Origin of the sequence: Mesorhizobium escarrei, assembly GCF_935825525.1 — a bacterium.
In the GTDB taxonomy this organism is placed as follows: domain Bacteria; phylum Pseudomonadota; class Alphaproteobacteria; order Rhizobiales; family Rhizobiaceae; genus Mesorhizobium; species Mesorhizobium escarrei.
In genome coordinates this window covers 90,832-104,659 of the sequence record NZ_CAKXZT010000149.1, presented here as the reverse complement: position 1 = coordinate 104,659, position 13,828 = coordinate 90,832, and the positions used below count along the sequence as shown (strand labels likewise).

The window sequence follows — 13,828 nt, the reverse complement described above, 5'->3', positions numbered from 1 at the left end:
GATGCTCGGCTTGTTCGAGCGCCTCGCCCTGGCGGCGGGGCGGGAGGTGATGCGAGTTTTTGATGCCGGCTGCGCAGTCGACCAGAAATCAGACAACTCGCCAGTGACCGAAGCCGATCGCCAGAGCGAAAAGATCATTCTCGCCGGGCTGCGCGCTGCGTTCCCCTATATCCCTTGCGTGGCTGAGGAAGAGGCATCGGCCGGCATCGTGCCGCCGGATCTCGACGACGCCTTCTTCCTGGTGGATCCACTCGACGGCACCAAGGAATTCGTCAACCGCAGGACCGACTTCACCGTCAACATCGCGCTCGTTCGCCACGGCGTGCCGGAGATCGGTGTCGTCTTTGCGCCATGCACCGGACGCTTCTTTTCCGGCCGGCCGGGCAGGGCTGAGGCAATTGAAGTCAATGGCGACTACCAGATCGTCGGCCGTCGGCCGATCTCGGTGAGGGCGGGCGTGGCGCCACTGACCGTCGTCGCCAGCCGGTCCCACAATACGCCCGAGACTGAAGCCTATATCCGCACGGTGGGCGCTGCCGAGATCGTCTCGGTCGGCTCGTCGCTGAAATTCTGTCTTGTCGCCGGAGCCGAGGCCGACGTCTATCCGCGCTTCGGCCGCACCATGGAATGGGACACCGCGGCGGGTGACGCGGTGTTGCGTGCCGCCGGCGGCATGACGCACACGCTTGACGGTAAGCCGCTGGCCTATGGCAAGCGTAACCAGAGCGACGACGAGGATTTCGCCAATCCGCATTTCATTGCTAGCGGCAAGGTGGCCCGGCCAACCTGACGATGATTGTGTCGCTGGCTTGCAGGGTCGGGCGGACGATCCTCAAAAGCTACGGCAGCACAGGATCGCTGCGCAGGTCGTTGCTTTCCTTCGAACCCGGCGGTACGCCTGGGCAGGCGGCATGCGGAGTTGGACCGGGATCCTACCGTGCCGCTCGCAACAACCTGGAAGAGCTCCTCGCGCATGGCAAGAATGTCCTTGCGCTTGGCGAGATACGCGGGCGGCAGCGGCCAGACGGCAAAAAACCTTATGCTGTCCTGATGAACGGGTGTCGTCTACACACAGGAGAATTGGCTAATGCCGCTCAACATTCGTAGTGAAGAGGTAAACAGGCTTGCCGAAAAGCTGGCCGCGCGCACGCGCTTGAACAAGACGGCTGCCGTGAAGCTAGCCCTGGAGAACGAATTGCGCCGTGCCGAGGAGGCGATCCCTCTGTGGGAGCGGCTGAAGCCTTTGCGGGCGAAGATCGCGGCCTATCCGGACACCGGCCTTGCGGCGGACAAGGCATTTTTCGATGACCTCAGCCGTGACTACTGATGTTCGTCGATGCGTCTGCAATCATCGCCATTGGTGACGGAAGAGCCTGAGGCCGAGGACCTTACCTTGCGGCGGCGCTCGATGCCGCGCGCCAGCCACGGCCGATCACATTTGTCGGGGGAGGGAACAGTTGGGCTGTTTCGCAACTCTACGCGCGAGGCAGCCTGACTTTGTTGATACCGCACGCGATCGGCGTAGCGCTGGGGATATACCGGCGATCGCGCGTGTCAGGCTCTATGCTGCGGCGATTTGCGCCGAATTCGAGCCGATATAGTTACGGACCGTTTCGATGATCCGGTCCTGGTCGGCCTCGCTCAGATAGGGATGCATGGGCAGGCATAGGATATGCTTCGGCAGCTCCTCCGAAACGGCAAGACCTGTCGGCGTGCGCGGATAATCGCGGTAGGCGATCTGGCTGTGCAAGGGCTTCACGTAATAGATCACCGACGGGATGCCTTTTTCCCCGAGATACGCCTTCAGCCCGTCGCGCTTCGGCGTCTCGATGGCATATTGCGCCCAAGCCGAACGGCCGCCGTCCAGGTTGCGCGCCGCCTTGACGATGTCGCCGAGGCCTTCGGCATACCGGTTGGCGACCGCTTGACGGGCGACCATCTCGTCTTCGAGAATGGCCAGCTTCTCGATCAGGATCGCCGCCTGCAGAGTATCGAGCCGCGAATTGATGCCGACGCGGACATTGTCATATTGGGTTTCGCCTTTGCCGTGGAAGGCGAACGAGCGAAGTTGCTCGGCCAGCGCATCGTCGTTGGTGAACATCGCGCCGCCGTCACCATAGCAGCCGAGCGGTTTTGCCGGGTAGAAGCTGGTCGATCCGACCGCTCCGAACGAACCCAGCATCTTGCCGTCGATCGAGCCGCCGATCGCCTGCGCGGCATCCTCGATCACCATCAGCCCTTCGCGGTTGGCGATGGCCATGATCGCCTCGTAATCGGCGGCGAGCCCGAACAGGTCGACGGGAATGATCGCCTTTGGCTTCAGCCGGCCTTCCGCCTTGATCATGGCGATGGCCGCCTCAAGGCTGGCGATGTCAATATTATAGGTCTGGGGGTCGACATCGACGAAAACCGGCTCGGCCTTGGCCAGCGCCACCACTTCCGCCGTGGCGGCGAAGGTGAAGCTCGGCACGAACACCGCGTCACCTGGGCCGATGCCGGCCGCAAACAGCGGCAACAGCAGTGCGTCGGTGCCGTTGGCGCAGGCGACGACATGCTTGGTGCCGATATAGGCGGCGAGCTTGTTTTCGAATTCAGTGACCTCAGGTCCCAGAATATAGCGCCCCTCGTCGACGACGCGGTCGATGGCTGCCTTCAGCCTGTCGCGGATTCGTTCGCGTTGCGCGCCTAGATCGATGAAATGCATGTCGGCCTCAAAACGGGACTAGCCAGATAACCGGCCGCTGGTATCAGACTTGGCGCGGCCGAGAAAGCTGCACGGACCAAACCACGAATTGCTCAAATGTCGCAGCCTGTTACCTGTCAGTCCGACAGGTCCCCATCAGACGCCGGAAATCCGGGGCTTTGTTGCGCACGATACGGCCTTCGTGTCGCACGCGCTCGGCTGGGCGAAACATAAAGTGATTGACGTCCTGCGCGTCTTCAGCGCATCGCCGTCCAATCAGGCGATTTCATGCCGCCAGGGCGGATTGGCGCCGGCCCGCGACACGGTTACCGCCGCAGCCTTGGCGCCAAGCGCCAGCGCCCTGTGGATGGCGTCTTCCGACAGATTGGCGATCGCCTCCTTCGACAGCAGCCCTTGCTCGTGCAGCGAGGCCAGGATTCCGGCGTTGAACGTGTCGCCGGCGCCGACCGTATCGACCACCTCGACCTTGTCCGGCACGACCGTGACCTTGTGATCCCTGGTGTAGCCGACGGCGCCTTCGCTGCCATGGGTAACAACGATCAGTGTCGGGCCGCGCTCCAGCCAGTTGCGGACGACGTCCTCGTGCGAGCCGGCTTCGCCGAACCAGTTGAGGTCCTCGTCCGACAGTTTCACAATGTCGGCCATGGCCATCATTGAGCGGATGCGCCTGAGATGCTTGGCCTTGTCCGGTATGAAATTGGGCCGGATGTTGGGGTCGAGCATCATGACGCGGCGACTGTGCTCCCGCCGCATGAATTCCTCATAAGCGGATCCGGCCGGCTCCGAGATCAGACTGATGGCGCCGAACAGCATGGCTTCGATCTCGCTGCCGAGTTTCGGCAGATCGTCGATGGTCAGCATCCGTCCAGCGGTGTTTTCGTCGTAGAACGTATAGGTCGCCTGGCCGTCGTCCAGCCGCACGAAGGCAAGCGTCGTCGGCCGGGGCGATGTGTGCGCATAGGTGGAGCTGACCTTGCTTGCCCCCAGCGCCTCCCTGAACTGGCCGCCGAACAGATCCGACGACAGGCCGGAAAAGAAACCGGCGGGTGCTCCCAGCCGGCCGAGCGCTATTGCCGTGTTGAACACCGCGCCGCCGACATAGGGCGCAAAGGCCGGCTCGCCCTGCGTCGTGGTGCGTGGCAGCATGTCGATCAGGGCTTCGCCGCAACAGAGGATCATGATTTCCTGTTCTCCGGCGGATAGATCACACCCTTGCGGATGATGATGTTGGCGTAGAGCCGCGGCTCGCTTGTCGCGACGATCGCGTGTGCGGACCTGACCCGTTGATAAAAGTCGGCGCCGGCAAGCGCAACCACCCTGCGGCCCGGAGCACGCTTGGCGCAGATCGCCTCCATCTCGTGATGAACGGGATCGGCAAGCAGGGGATCACCCTTGACCGAGGCGCGAAACAGCGCCTCTGGCACTGCGTCGTCGACAGGCAATACGCTGAGGATGGCGTCGAGCATCGGAACGAGATGATGACCGTCGGCGCGGATGAGCCGCTGTGCCTGCTCTTTCGCCGGGTAGTTTCCGTCGACAAGGGCGATCTCATCGCCATGACCCATGGCACGCAGCGTCGCCAGCAGCTGTGGACCGAGCAGCACCGGGATTCCGATCAGCATCGCTCAGGCACTCCTGGAAATCGTGGTCGAGCCGATGAGGAAGCGCTCGGAAAGCGGCAGGCTGGCACCGCCCAGGGCACGTGCATGAATGCCGACAGTCCCCTCGCGCACGGCCGGAAGCTTCAGGCCTTCACCGTCAATCTTGCCGATAGCATCGATAACGGCATCGACGAGCCGGCGCCGCACGGCCTTCGGCATCCATCCGTCGATCACCGCCGCCTCGAAATCGATAACCGATGACGCAGCCACAATGGCATAGGCGAGCGCCTGCGAGGCGCGGGCGATCCAAACGTCGAGCTCGACGCCGATTTCGCCCCAATCCTCCGGTGACGTCCACAGATGTGAGGCTTCGACGCCGCGCGCGTTGAGTGCCTTTTCCAGCATGGCGATCGACGCCACGTCGATCAATTGGGTCGGCTTGCCGTCCGGTCCAGGCACCGGCATCGAACCCAGCGCGCCGGCATTGCCGGTCGGTCCGCCGAACAGGTGACCGTTCAGCACGATGCCGCCGCCGGCGAAGGCACCGATATAGAAATAGATGAAGTCGCGTGCTGTACCCGCTTTGCCGAACACCAGTTCGGCGCCGCAGGCAGAGGTGGCGTCATTTTGCAGGTAGACCGGGAATTCGCACTGTGCCTGGATGTCGGCGCGGATGTCTCGGTGGCGCCATTCGTCCATGACTTCGCGCGGCGCACCTGCCGTATCGGCCCAGCTCCACAATTCGAACGGCATGGCGATGCCAAGTCCGGCAATGCGCTTGTCCTGCGCCGGGGTGAGTTCGCCGCGCATCGTCTTCATGCCGGAGGTGACGAATTCGACCGTCTCGCGTGGTGCCGGATAGCGGTAGGAATGCTGCAGCATCGAGCGCACATTGCCGAGAAAATCGATCAGCACGAGTTCGGCGCTGCGACGGCCGATCTTCAGGCCGATGAAATAAGCGCCATCGGGATTGAGCGCCATCGGAATGGAAGGTTGGCCGATCTTGCCGCGCAGCGGCGCCTGGCGGACAAGAAGGTTGTCCTCCTCGAGCTCGCGCATGATGACCGAAACCGTCTGGGCCGAAAGTCCGGTCATGCGCGCAATGTCGGACTTCGCCAGGCTGCCGTGCTGACGCACCAGCGACAGCACCAGCCGCTCATTGTGGTCCCGCATGCCGCTCTGGTTGGTGCCGCGGTGAATGCGGCTTTTGGCTGCCTCGGGCGAACCGTGCCTCGTGATGCCGGTCTCCACCCCTTCTCCTCCCGTCGTTTTCCACAATGCTTTTGGCCAGAATGAGTGACCGGCGCCACGCTGTCAATAATAAATAAGAGTGATTTAATTATTGACAGAAACCTCAGTCTGGTATTCTCTTGGGGCAAGCGTCCACGCCGGGAGAAGTCGTCTGGATGCTTTGTGCAGATGCCGGTTGGCCGGCATCCGAACTCGTTCCCCTGGGAGGAAAATCGTGACCAAGACAGCACTGCTAAGATCCACCGTTTTTGCCGCGGCCGGACTGGGCCTCATGGCGTTCACCTCGGCTGCGTCCGCCGCCGATGTCGGCGCCTGCCTGATCACCAAGACCGATACCAACCCGTTCTTCGTCAAAATGAAAGAAGGCGCGTCTGCCAAGGCTAAAGAACTTGGCGTCGACCTCAAAGCCTACGCCGGCAAGATCGACGGCGACAGCGAAAGCCAGGTGGCGGCGATCGAAAGCTGCATCGCCGACGGCGCCAAGGGCATCCTGATCACCGCGTCGGACACCAAGGGCATCGTCCCGGCGGTGAAGAAGGCACGTGACGCCGGTCTGCTCGTGATCGCGCTGGACACGCCGCTTGATCCGCTCGACGCCGCCGACGCGACCTTCGCAACCGACAATCTGGAGGCTGGAAAGCTGATCGGCGCGTGGGCCGCGGCGACACTCGGCGACAAGGCGAAGGATGCCAAGATCGGCTTCCTCGACCTGACCCCCTCGCAGCCGACGGTCGACGTGCTGCGCGACCAGGGCTTCATGATGGGCTACGGCATCGACGTGAAGGACCCCAACAAGATCGGCGATGAGGACGATCCGCGTATCGTCGGCCACGACGTCACCAACGGCAACGAAGAAGGCGGCCGCAAGGCCATGGAGAACCTTCTCCAGAAGGACCCCGGCATCAACGTCATCCACACCATCAACGAGCCGGCAGCCGTCGGCGCCTACCAGGCGCTCAAGGCCGTGGGCCTCGAAGGCAATGTGCTGATCGTGTCGGTTGACGGCGGCTGCCCCGGCGTGAAGTCGGTCGCCGAGGGCGTGATCGGTGCGACCTCACAGCAATATCCGCTGCAGATGGCGGCACTCGGCATCGAAGCGATCGCCGCTTACGCCAAGGACGGGACAAAACCCAAGCCGACCGAAGGCAAGGATTTCTTCGACACCGGCGTCAACCTCGTGACCGACAAGCCCGCAGAGGGCGTGAAGTCCATCGACACCAAGGAAGGCCTCGCCAAGTGCTGGGGCTGATGCCGGTCTGACAGGCAACAGGACTGATCGGCCGGGGCTTGATCCCCGGCCGCTTCGGGTGGACGATGCGGTAATCGCAAGCGCGAACAATACCGACGGCAGATCGGGAATGGTTGGACGGGCGTCGGCGCGTGGCTGAAGCCTCATGGGAGGAAACATGTCTCAGGTTCAGGAATTCGAAAAGGCTCTCGCGAACAGCGAGACAAGCGTTGCTGCTTTTGACGAGCATGGCACGTCGCTCGTCAAGCGCATCCAGCATTTCCTGCATTCCACTCCGGCTGCGGTGCCGCTGATCGTGCTGGTTCTGTCGATCGCTGTCTTCGGCGTCACCATCGGAGGACGGTTCTTTTCGTCTTACACGCTGACGCTGATCCTCCAGCAGATCGCCATCGTTGGTATTCTCGGAGCCGCGCAGACGCTGGTCATCCTGACAGCCGGCATCGACCTGTCAATCGGCGTGATCATGGTCATTTCGGCCGTGATCATGGGCAATTGCGCGGTCACCTATGGTCTGCCGACCTTGCTTGCCGTGGTGATCGGGCTTGCCGCCGGCGGGGCCTGCGGGCTGCTCAACGGGCTGCTGGTCGCCTACATGAAGCTGCCGCCTTTCATCGTCACGCTCGGCACCTGGAACATCGTCATGGCCACGAACTTCATCTATTCGGCCAATGAGACGATCCGTGACGCCGACGTCGACGTCCAGGCGCCGCTGCTGCATCTGTTCGGCCTGAACTTCAAGGTCGGCACGGCGGTGCTGACGTTCGGTGTCATTGCCATGGTCGTGTTGGTGCTGTTCTTGTGGTACGTGCTCAATCACACCGCATGGGGCCGTCATGTCTACGCTGTCGGCGACGATCCGGAAGCGGCGAAGCTGTCGGGCATCCAGACCAAGAAGGTGCTGATTTCGGTCTACACGCTTGCCGGGCTGATCGCCGCTTTCGCTGCCTGGGTCTCCATCGGCCGCAACGGCTCGATCTCGCCGTCCGCCGCCGTCACCGACTACAATTTGCAGGCGATCACCGCGACGGTGATCGGCGGCATTTCCCTCTTCGGCGGGCGCGGCTCGATTTTGGGCACGCTGTTCGGCGCGATGATCGTTGGCGTCGTTTCGATGGGCCTCAACATGCTGGGCGCCGATCCGCAATGGAAAGTGCTGCTCACCGGTGTGCTGATCATCGGCGCCGTGGCGATCGACCAGTGGATCAGAAAGGTTTCGGTGTAACCATGACCCAGGAGCCCATCCTCACCGCGCGCGGCCTCGTCAAGCGCTACGGCCGCGTTACCGCACTGAACAGCTGCGACTTCGATCTCTATCCGGGAGAAATCCTGGCCGTGATCGGCGACAATGGCGCCGGCAAGTCGACGCTGATCAAGGCGATCTCGGGCGCCGTTGTCCCGGACGAGGGGATCATCGAGTTGGACGGCAAGCAGGTGCTCTTCAAGTCGCCCATCGAGGCCCGTGAAGCCGGCATCGAAACCGTTTATCAGAACCTGGCGCTGTCGCCGGCCCTGTCGATCGCCGACAATATGTTCCTCGGTCGCGAGATCCGCAAACCGGGTTTTCTGGGCGACTGGCTGCGCATGCTCGACCGCCCGGCAATGGAAAAGCGCGCCCGCGACAAGCTCACCGAACTTGGCCTGATGACCATCCAGAACATCAGCCAGGCCGTGGAAACGCTGTCGGGCGGCCAACGCCAAGGCGTGGCGGTGGCGCGCGCCGCCGCCTTCGGCTCGAAAATGGTTATCATGGATGAGCCGACGGCGGCGTTAGGCGTCAAGGAGAGCCGCCGCGTGCTCGAACTGATCCTCGACGTGAAGAAGCGCGGCCTGCCGATCGTGCTGATTTCGCACAACATGCCACATGTCTTCGAGGTGGCCGACCGCATTCATATCCATCGGCTGGGCCGTCGCCTCTGCGTCATCGATCCCAAGCAATATACGATGTCCGACGCCGTCGCCTTCATGACCGGAGCGAAGCTTCCGCCGGAGGCGGCACTGGCGGCCTGATGCATGTCGCCCAAAGGCATGCCCTCGGGCGTGAACCGAGGGTGCGCAGCGGTTTTGGGATGACGACATGCACATAAGCAAGAACTTAAGGCGCGTCGCATAGGCCGCCCAAACGCGATGCGCTTTAAGTTCTAATTGCCGTTGAGTAAGCTTCTCCGCGGCAATCTAACTCGATTGAACGCTTAACAATATGCGATAGCATGGGCTGGGAGGAATGGTGAAAGCCGGTATGATCATGGCAACCGCACGAGAGGCAGCATGACGCGCGCGATGACAACCGAAGCTCCCATTCTCGAAAACTCCGATCCCAAGGCGCTTGCCGACGAAGTCTTGAAGGCCCTCAAATACAGGCTCGGCAAGGGTACCAGCGTCGCGACGCAATACGACTGGCTCACCGCCTCGATCAAGGTCGTGCGCGACCATATCGTCGATCATTGGATGCAGGCGACGCAAGAGGCCTACGCCCATCAGGAAAAGCGCGTCTATTACCTATCACTGGAATTCCTCATCGGCCGCCTGATGCGCGACGCCTTCTCCAATCTCGGTCTGATGGACAATATGCGTGAAGCGCTGCGGTCTCTGGGCGTCGACCTTGACCTCATCGCGGCCCTCGAACCAGATGCAGCGCTTGGCAATGGCGGTCTCGGCCGGCTCGCCGCCTGCTTCATGGAAAGCATGGCAACCGTCGACATCCCCGCGCATGGCTATGGCATTCGTTACGCCAACGGCATGTTTCGTCAGGAGATCCATGACGGCTGGCAGGTTGAGCTGCCCGAAACCTGGCTCGATCACGGCAACCCCTGGGAGTTCGAGCGGCGCGAACGCGCCTTCGAGGTCGGCTTCGGCGGCTCGGTGGAATCGATCACCTCAAAGGACGGCAGGCTTGAGCGCCACGTCTGGAAGCCGATCGAACACGTTCTGGCGGTTGCCTACGATACACCGGTGGTTGGCTGGCGGGCCAACCGCGTCAACACGCTGCGGCTCTGGTCCGGCATGCCGATCGATCCGATCCTGCTTGACAAGTTCAACGCCGGCGACCACATCGGCGCGCTCGCCGAAAGCAACAAGGCCGATGCCTTGTCGCGCGTCCTTTACCCTGCTGATTCCCACAAGGCCGGTCAGGAGCTGCGGCTCAGGCAAGAGTATTTCTTTTCCACCGCATCGTTGCAGGACATCATTCAGCGTCATCTCAGCCAGTATGGCGACCTGCAGTCGCTGCCCGACAAAGCGGCGATCCATCTGAACGACACCCATCCGGCCATCGCAGTGGCCGAGCTGCTGCGCCTGTTGATGGATGTCCACGGCATGGATTTCGACGAGGCCTGGAGCATCACCAAGCGCACCTTCGGCTACACCAACCACACGCTGCTTCCCGAAGCGCTCGAAAGCTGGCCGGTGCCGCTGTTCGAGCGGCTGTTGCCGCGCCATATGCAGATCGTCTACGCCATCAACGCGGAAGTGCTGCTGGAGGCGCGCGCCTCCGACCAGTTTTCTGACGAGCAGATCAGCCAGATCTCGCTGATACAGGAAAACGGCGAGCGCCGGGTGCGCATGGGCAATCTGGCCTTTGTCGGCTCGCACTCGATCAACGGCGTCTCTGCCCTTCACACCGAGCTGATGAAGGAAACGGTGTTTGCCGAACTCCACCGGCTCTATCCCGACCGTATCAACAACAAGACCAACGGCATCACGCCGCGGCGCTGGCTGATCCAGTGCAATCCCGGTCTCACCGCGCTTACCCGCGAGGCGATCGGAGACCGCTTTCTCGACGATATAGACGCGATCAAGGAGCTCGATGCCTTTGCCGACGACGCCGCCTTCCGCGACAAGTTCGCGGCAGTCAAGCGGGCAAACAAGGTCAAACTTGCCAATCTCGTCGCCGACCGCCTCGGCATCAAGGTCGATCCCTCGGCGCTGTTCGACATCCAGATCAAGCGCATCCACGAATACAAGCGCCAACTCCTCAACATCCTCGAAACAGTCGCGCTCTACGACCAGATCCGCTCCCATCCCGAGCGCAACTGGATGCCACGCGTCAAGTTCTTCGGCGGCAAGGCGGCGCCCAGCTACCACAACGCCAAGCTGATCATCAAACTCGCCAACGACGTCGCCAAGGTCATCAACCGCGACCCGGCCGTTCGCAGCCTTCTCAAAGTGGTGTTCTTGCCGAACTACAATGTGAGCCTGGCCGAGATCATGATGCCGGCCGCCGATCTTTCAGAGCAGATATCGACCGCCGGCATGGAAGCCTCCGGCACCGGCAACATGAAATTCGCGCTGAACGGTGCGCTGACCATCGGCACGCTCGACGGCGCCAATGTCGAGATCAAGGAATGCGTCGGCGACGACAACATCTTCATTTTCGGCCTGACCACCGAAGAGGTCGCCGAGCGGCGCAGCAACGGCTACGACCCGCGATCGGTGATCGAATCCTCTCCCGAACTGGCGCAGGCCGTGGCTGCCGTTTCATCGGGCGTCTTTTCGCCTGTCGATCCGGAACGCTATCGCGACCTGATGAACGGCCTCTATCAGAGCGACTGGTTCATGGTCGCGGCGGATTTCGATGCCTACGCCTCAACCCAGCGCGATGTCGACGCCGTCTGGCGCAACAGCCCGGATTGGTACGCCAAGGCAATCCGCAATGTCGCCCGCGTCGGCTGGTTCTCGTCCGACCGCACGATCCGCCAATATGCGAAAGAAATCTGGAACGTGCCCGTTTGATGTGATTGCATGAGGCCACGAACAATGTGGTCCGGGTGCCGGGGAGGGTCACTGCCTGATGAGGAAGCCGCGCACGACCGCTGCGACAAGCGGGCCGGATGGACAGGCGTCAGCCGGTGATGTCGCGGCAATTGTCGCCGGCACGCATGGTGATCCTTTCGCTGTCCTCGGTGTGCACGAGGTTGACAAGGGCTTTGTCGCCCGCTGTTTCGTCCCCCATGCCGAGTTCGTCACTGCCTATACGCTGACCGGCAAGAAAGCCGGCGAACTCTCCAGGCGCGACGAAGGCGGCTTCTTCGAGGGCAACCTGTCGCTCAAAAAGCGTCAGCCGCTGCGCTATCACGCGCGCAATGCCGGCGGTGACTGGTGGCTGACCGATCCCTATTCGTTCGGCCCGGTACTCGGTCCGCTGGATGACTATTACATCGCCGAAGGCTCTCATCTCAGGCTGTTCGACAAGCTCGGTGCGCATCTCATCGATCACGAGGGTGCGTCCGGCGTGCATTTCGCCGTCTGGGCACCCAATGCAAGGCGCGTTTCGGTGGTCGGCGATTTCAACGAATGGGACGGCCGCAGGCATGCGATGCGCGTCCGCCGCGACACCGGTATCTGGGAGTTGTTCATTCCCGACATCGGCGCCGGACGGCCATACAAATACGAGATCATCGGGCCCGATGGCGTGAGACTCCCGCTGAAGGCCGATCCGTTCGCCTTCAAGTCGGAACTGCGCCCGGCCACCGCTTCGGTGACGGCGCTTCCGCCGGCGCATGAATGGGGTGACGAGGCGCACCGCAACTACTGGCGCAACGCCGACCCCCGCCGCGAGGCGGTGTCGATCTATGAGGTGCATGCCGGCTCCTGGCAGCTTCACGACGACGGCAGCTTCCTGTCATGGGACGAGCTTGCCGGCCGGCTGATCCCCTACGTCGTCGACACCGGCTTCACCCATATCGAATTCATGCCGATCTCCGAACATCCCTATGACCCGTCATGGGGCTACCAGACGACGGGTCTCTACGCGCCGTCGGCCCGCTTCGGCGATCCGGACGGTTTTGCCCGGTTCGTCGACGGCGCCCACCGCGCCGGCATCGGCGTCATCTTAGACTGGGTGCCGGCGCACTTTCCGGTGGACGCGCATGGGCTGGCCAATTTCGACGGCACCGCGCTCTATGAGCATGCCGACCCGCGCAAGGGCTTCCATCCCGACTGGAACACCGCGATCTACAATTTCGGCCGGCGCGAGGTGGTCTCGTTCCTGGTCAATAACGCGCTGTTTTGGGCCGAGAAATACCATGTCGACGGTTTGCGCGTCGATGCCGTCGCCTCGATGCTCTACCTCGACTATTCGCGCAAGGCCGGCGAATGGATCCCTAACGAAAAAGGCGGGCGCGAAAACCTTGAGGCGGTCAGCTTCCTCCAGAGGATGAACAAGGAAGTCTACGGCCATCATCCCGGCGTGATGACGATCGCCGAGGAATCGACCTCATGGCCAAAAGTTTCGCAGCCGGTGCATGAGGGCGGGCTGGGTTTCGGCTTCAAGTGGAACATGGGCTTCATGCACGACACGCTGGAGTATTTCTCCAAAGAGCCGATTTTTCGCAAGCATCACCACGGCGACATCACCTTCGGTCTGGTCTACGCCTTCTCAGAGAATTTCGTGCTGCCGCTCTCCCATGACGAGGTCGTGCACGGCAAGGGGACGCTGCTTAGCAAGATGGCCGGCGACGACTGGCAGAAATTCGCAACACTGCGCGCATACTACGCCTTCATGTGGGGCTACCCCGGCAAGAAGCTGTTGTTCATGGGGCAGGAATTCGCCCAGCGCCGCGAGTGGAGCGAGGCGCGCGCACTCGACTGGAGCCTGCTCGATTTCGGGCCCCACCGCGGCGTCTGGCAGACGGTGCGCGATCTCAACTATCTCTACCGCTCGCGCCCGGCCCTGCATGCGCGCGATTGCGAGCCGGAGGGCTTTTCCTGGCTGATCGTCGACGACAGCGCCAACTCTGTCTTTGCCTGGCTGCGCAGCGCGCCGGGCGGAAACCCGGTCGCCGTCATCTCCAATTTTACACCGGTGCCGCGTGACGATTATCGCGTGCCGTTGCCAATGGCCGGACGTTGGCGCGAGATCATCAACACCGACGCCACCGACTATGGCGGTTCCGGCAAGGGCAATGGCGGCGCTGTCGAGGCTCGGGCGGAAGGAGGAGGCATCTCGGCGACGATGCTGTTGCCGCCGCTGTCGACGATCATGCTCGAATTTGCTCCGGACTAGCGATGTCTCGCAGCGCGTAACTT

General features: G+C 62.3%; 11 protein-coding genes. 7 read left to right on the top strand and 4 right to left on the bottom strand.

Annotated features, from left to right (window positions below; all coding sequences use genetic code 11):
- Window position 1 precedes the first annotated feature (1 nt).
- Window positions 2-790 (top strand): 3'(2'),5'-bisphosphate nucleotidase CysQ, encoded by a 789-nt coding sequence (cysQ, locus tag NMG80_RS26325; RefSeq protein ID WP_254020861.1) that lies wholly within the window; start codon window positions 2-4, stop codon window positions 788-790.
- 297 nt (window positions 791-1,087) lie between these two features.
- Window positions 1,088-1,327 (top strand): type II toxin-antitoxin system VapB family antitoxin, encoded by a 240-nt coding sequence (locus NMG80_RS26320; protein ID WP_254020811.1) that lies wholly within the window; start codon window positions 1,088-1,090, stop codon window positions 1,325-1,327.
- Window positions 1,328-1,561: 234 nt separating this feature from the next.
- On the opposite strand, the gene NMG80_RS26315 is transcribed toward NMG80_RS26320, so the two are convergent.
- From NMG80_RS26315 to NMG80_RS26300, 4 genes are all read right to left on the bottom strand, one after another.
- Window positions 1,562-2,704, bottom strand: a complete 1,143-nt coding sequence (locus NMG80_RS26315) for a DegT/DnrJ/EryC1/StrS family aminotransferase (protein WP_254020810.1) — start codon at window positions 2,702-2,704, stop codon at window positions 1,562-1,564.
- Between the two features lie 255 nt (window positions 2,705-2,959).
- The gene (locus NMG80_RS26310) at window positions 2,960-3,883 is read right to left on the bottom strand and encodes a carbohydrate kinase family protein (protein ID WP_254020809.1); all 924 of its coding nucleotides are present in this window, start codon (window positions 3,881-3,883) and stop codon (window positions 2,960-2,962) included.
- Entirely contained in the window at window positions 3,880-4,326 is a 447-nt protein-coding gene (locus tag NMG80_RS26305; RefSeq protein WP_254020808.1) for an RbsD/FucU family protein, read from the bottom strand. Before NMG80_RS26305 ends, NMG80_RS26310 begins: the two co-directional genes overlap by 4 nt.
- Window positions 4,327-4,329: 3 nt before the next feature.
- A complete protein-coding gene (locus tag NMG80_RS26300) occupies window positions 4,330-5,556 on the bottom strand; it encodes an ROK family transcriptional regulator (RefSeq protein ID WP_254020807.1) in 1,227 nt (408 codons plus the stop codon).
- Window positions 5,557-5,827: 271 nt separating this feature from the next.
- On the opposite strand from NMG80_RS26300, the gene NMG80_RS26295 reads away from it, so the two are divergent.
- The 5 genes from NMG80_RS26295 (at window position 5,828) to glgB (ending at window position 13,805) form a co-directional block, all read left to right on the top strand.
- The gene (locus tag NMG80_RS26295) at window positions 5,828-6,805 is read left to right on the top strand and encodes a sugar ABC transporter substrate-binding protein (RefSeq protein WP_254020860.1); all 978 of its coding nucleotides are present in this window, start codon (window positions 5,828-5,830) and stop codon (window positions 6,803-6,805) included.
- A gap of 157 nt (window positions 6,806-6,962) precedes the next feature.
- A complete protein-coding gene (locus NMG80_RS26290) occupies window positions 6,963-8,027 on the top strand; it encodes an ABC transporter permease (protein ID WP_236388051.1) in 1,065 nt (354 codons plus the stop codon).
- A 2-nt stretch (window positions 8,028-8,029) separates the two neighbouring features.
- Complete coding sequence (locus tag NMG80_RS26285; protein WP_023802796.1) at window positions 8,030-8,812, top strand: ATP-binding cassette domain-containing protein; 783 nt, start codon at window positions 8,030-8,032, stop codon at window positions 8,810-8,812.
- A gap of 258 nt (window positions 8,813-9,070) precedes the next feature.
- Window positions 9,071-11,533: a glycogen/starch/alpha-glucan phosphorylase gene (locus tag NMG80_RS26280; protein ID WP_254020806.1), complete on the top strand. Its 2,463-nt coding sequence runs from the start codon at window positions 9,071-9,073 to the stop codon at window positions 11,531-11,533.
- A 58-nt stretch (window positions 11,534-11,591) separates the two neighbouring features.
- Entirely contained in the window at window positions 11,592-13,805 is a 2,214-nt protein-coding gene (gene glgB / locus NMG80_RS26275) for a 1,4-alpha-glucan branching protein GlgB (RefSeq protein ID WP_254020805.1), read from the top strand.
- The last annotated feature ends 23 nt before the right edge of the window (window positions 13,806-13,828 follow it).

Bases quoted from the DNA above. Each gene is read 5' to 3' on its own strand.
- cysQ (WP_254020861.1), top strand. From the start codon at position 2: ATGCTCGGCTTGTTCGAGCGCCTCGCCCTGGCGGCGGGGCGGGAGGTG.
- NMG80_RS26320 (WP_254020811.1), top strand. From the start codon at position 1,088: ATGCCGCTCAACATTCGTAGTGAAGAGGTAAACAGGCTTGCCGAAAAG.
- NMG80_RS26315 (WP_254020810.1), bottom strand. From the start codon at position 2,704: ATGCATTTCATCGATCTAGGCGCGCAACGCGAACGAATCCGCGACAGG.
- NMG80_RS26310 (WP_254020809.1), bottom strand. From the start codon at position 3,883: ATGATCCTCTGTTGCGGCGAAGCCCTGATCGACATGCTGCCACGCACC.
- NMG80_RS26305 (WP_254020808.1), bottom strand. From the start codon at position 4,326: ATGCTGATCGGAATCCCGGTGCTGCTCGGTCCACAGCTGCTGGCGACG.
- NMG80_RS26295 (WP_254020860.1), top strand. From the start codon at position 5,828: ATGGCGTTCACCTCGGCTGCGTCCGCCGCCGATGTCGGCGCCTGCCTG.
- NMG80_RS26290 (WP_236388051.1), top strand. From the start codon at position 6,963: ATGTCTCAGGTTCAGGAATTCGAAAAGGCTCTCGCGAACAGCGAGACA.
- NMG80_RS26285 (WP_023802796.1), top strand. From the start codon at position 8,030: ATGACCCAGGAGCCCATCCTCACCGCGCGCGGCCTCGTCAAGCGCTAC.
- NMG80_RS26280 (WP_254020806.1), top strand. From the start codon at position 9,071: ATGACGCGCGCGATGACAACCGAAGCTCCCATTCTCGAAAACTCCGAT.
- glgB (WP_254020805.1), top strand. From the start codon at position 11,592: ATGAGGAAGCCGCGCACGACCGCTGCGACAAGCGGGCCGGATGGACAG.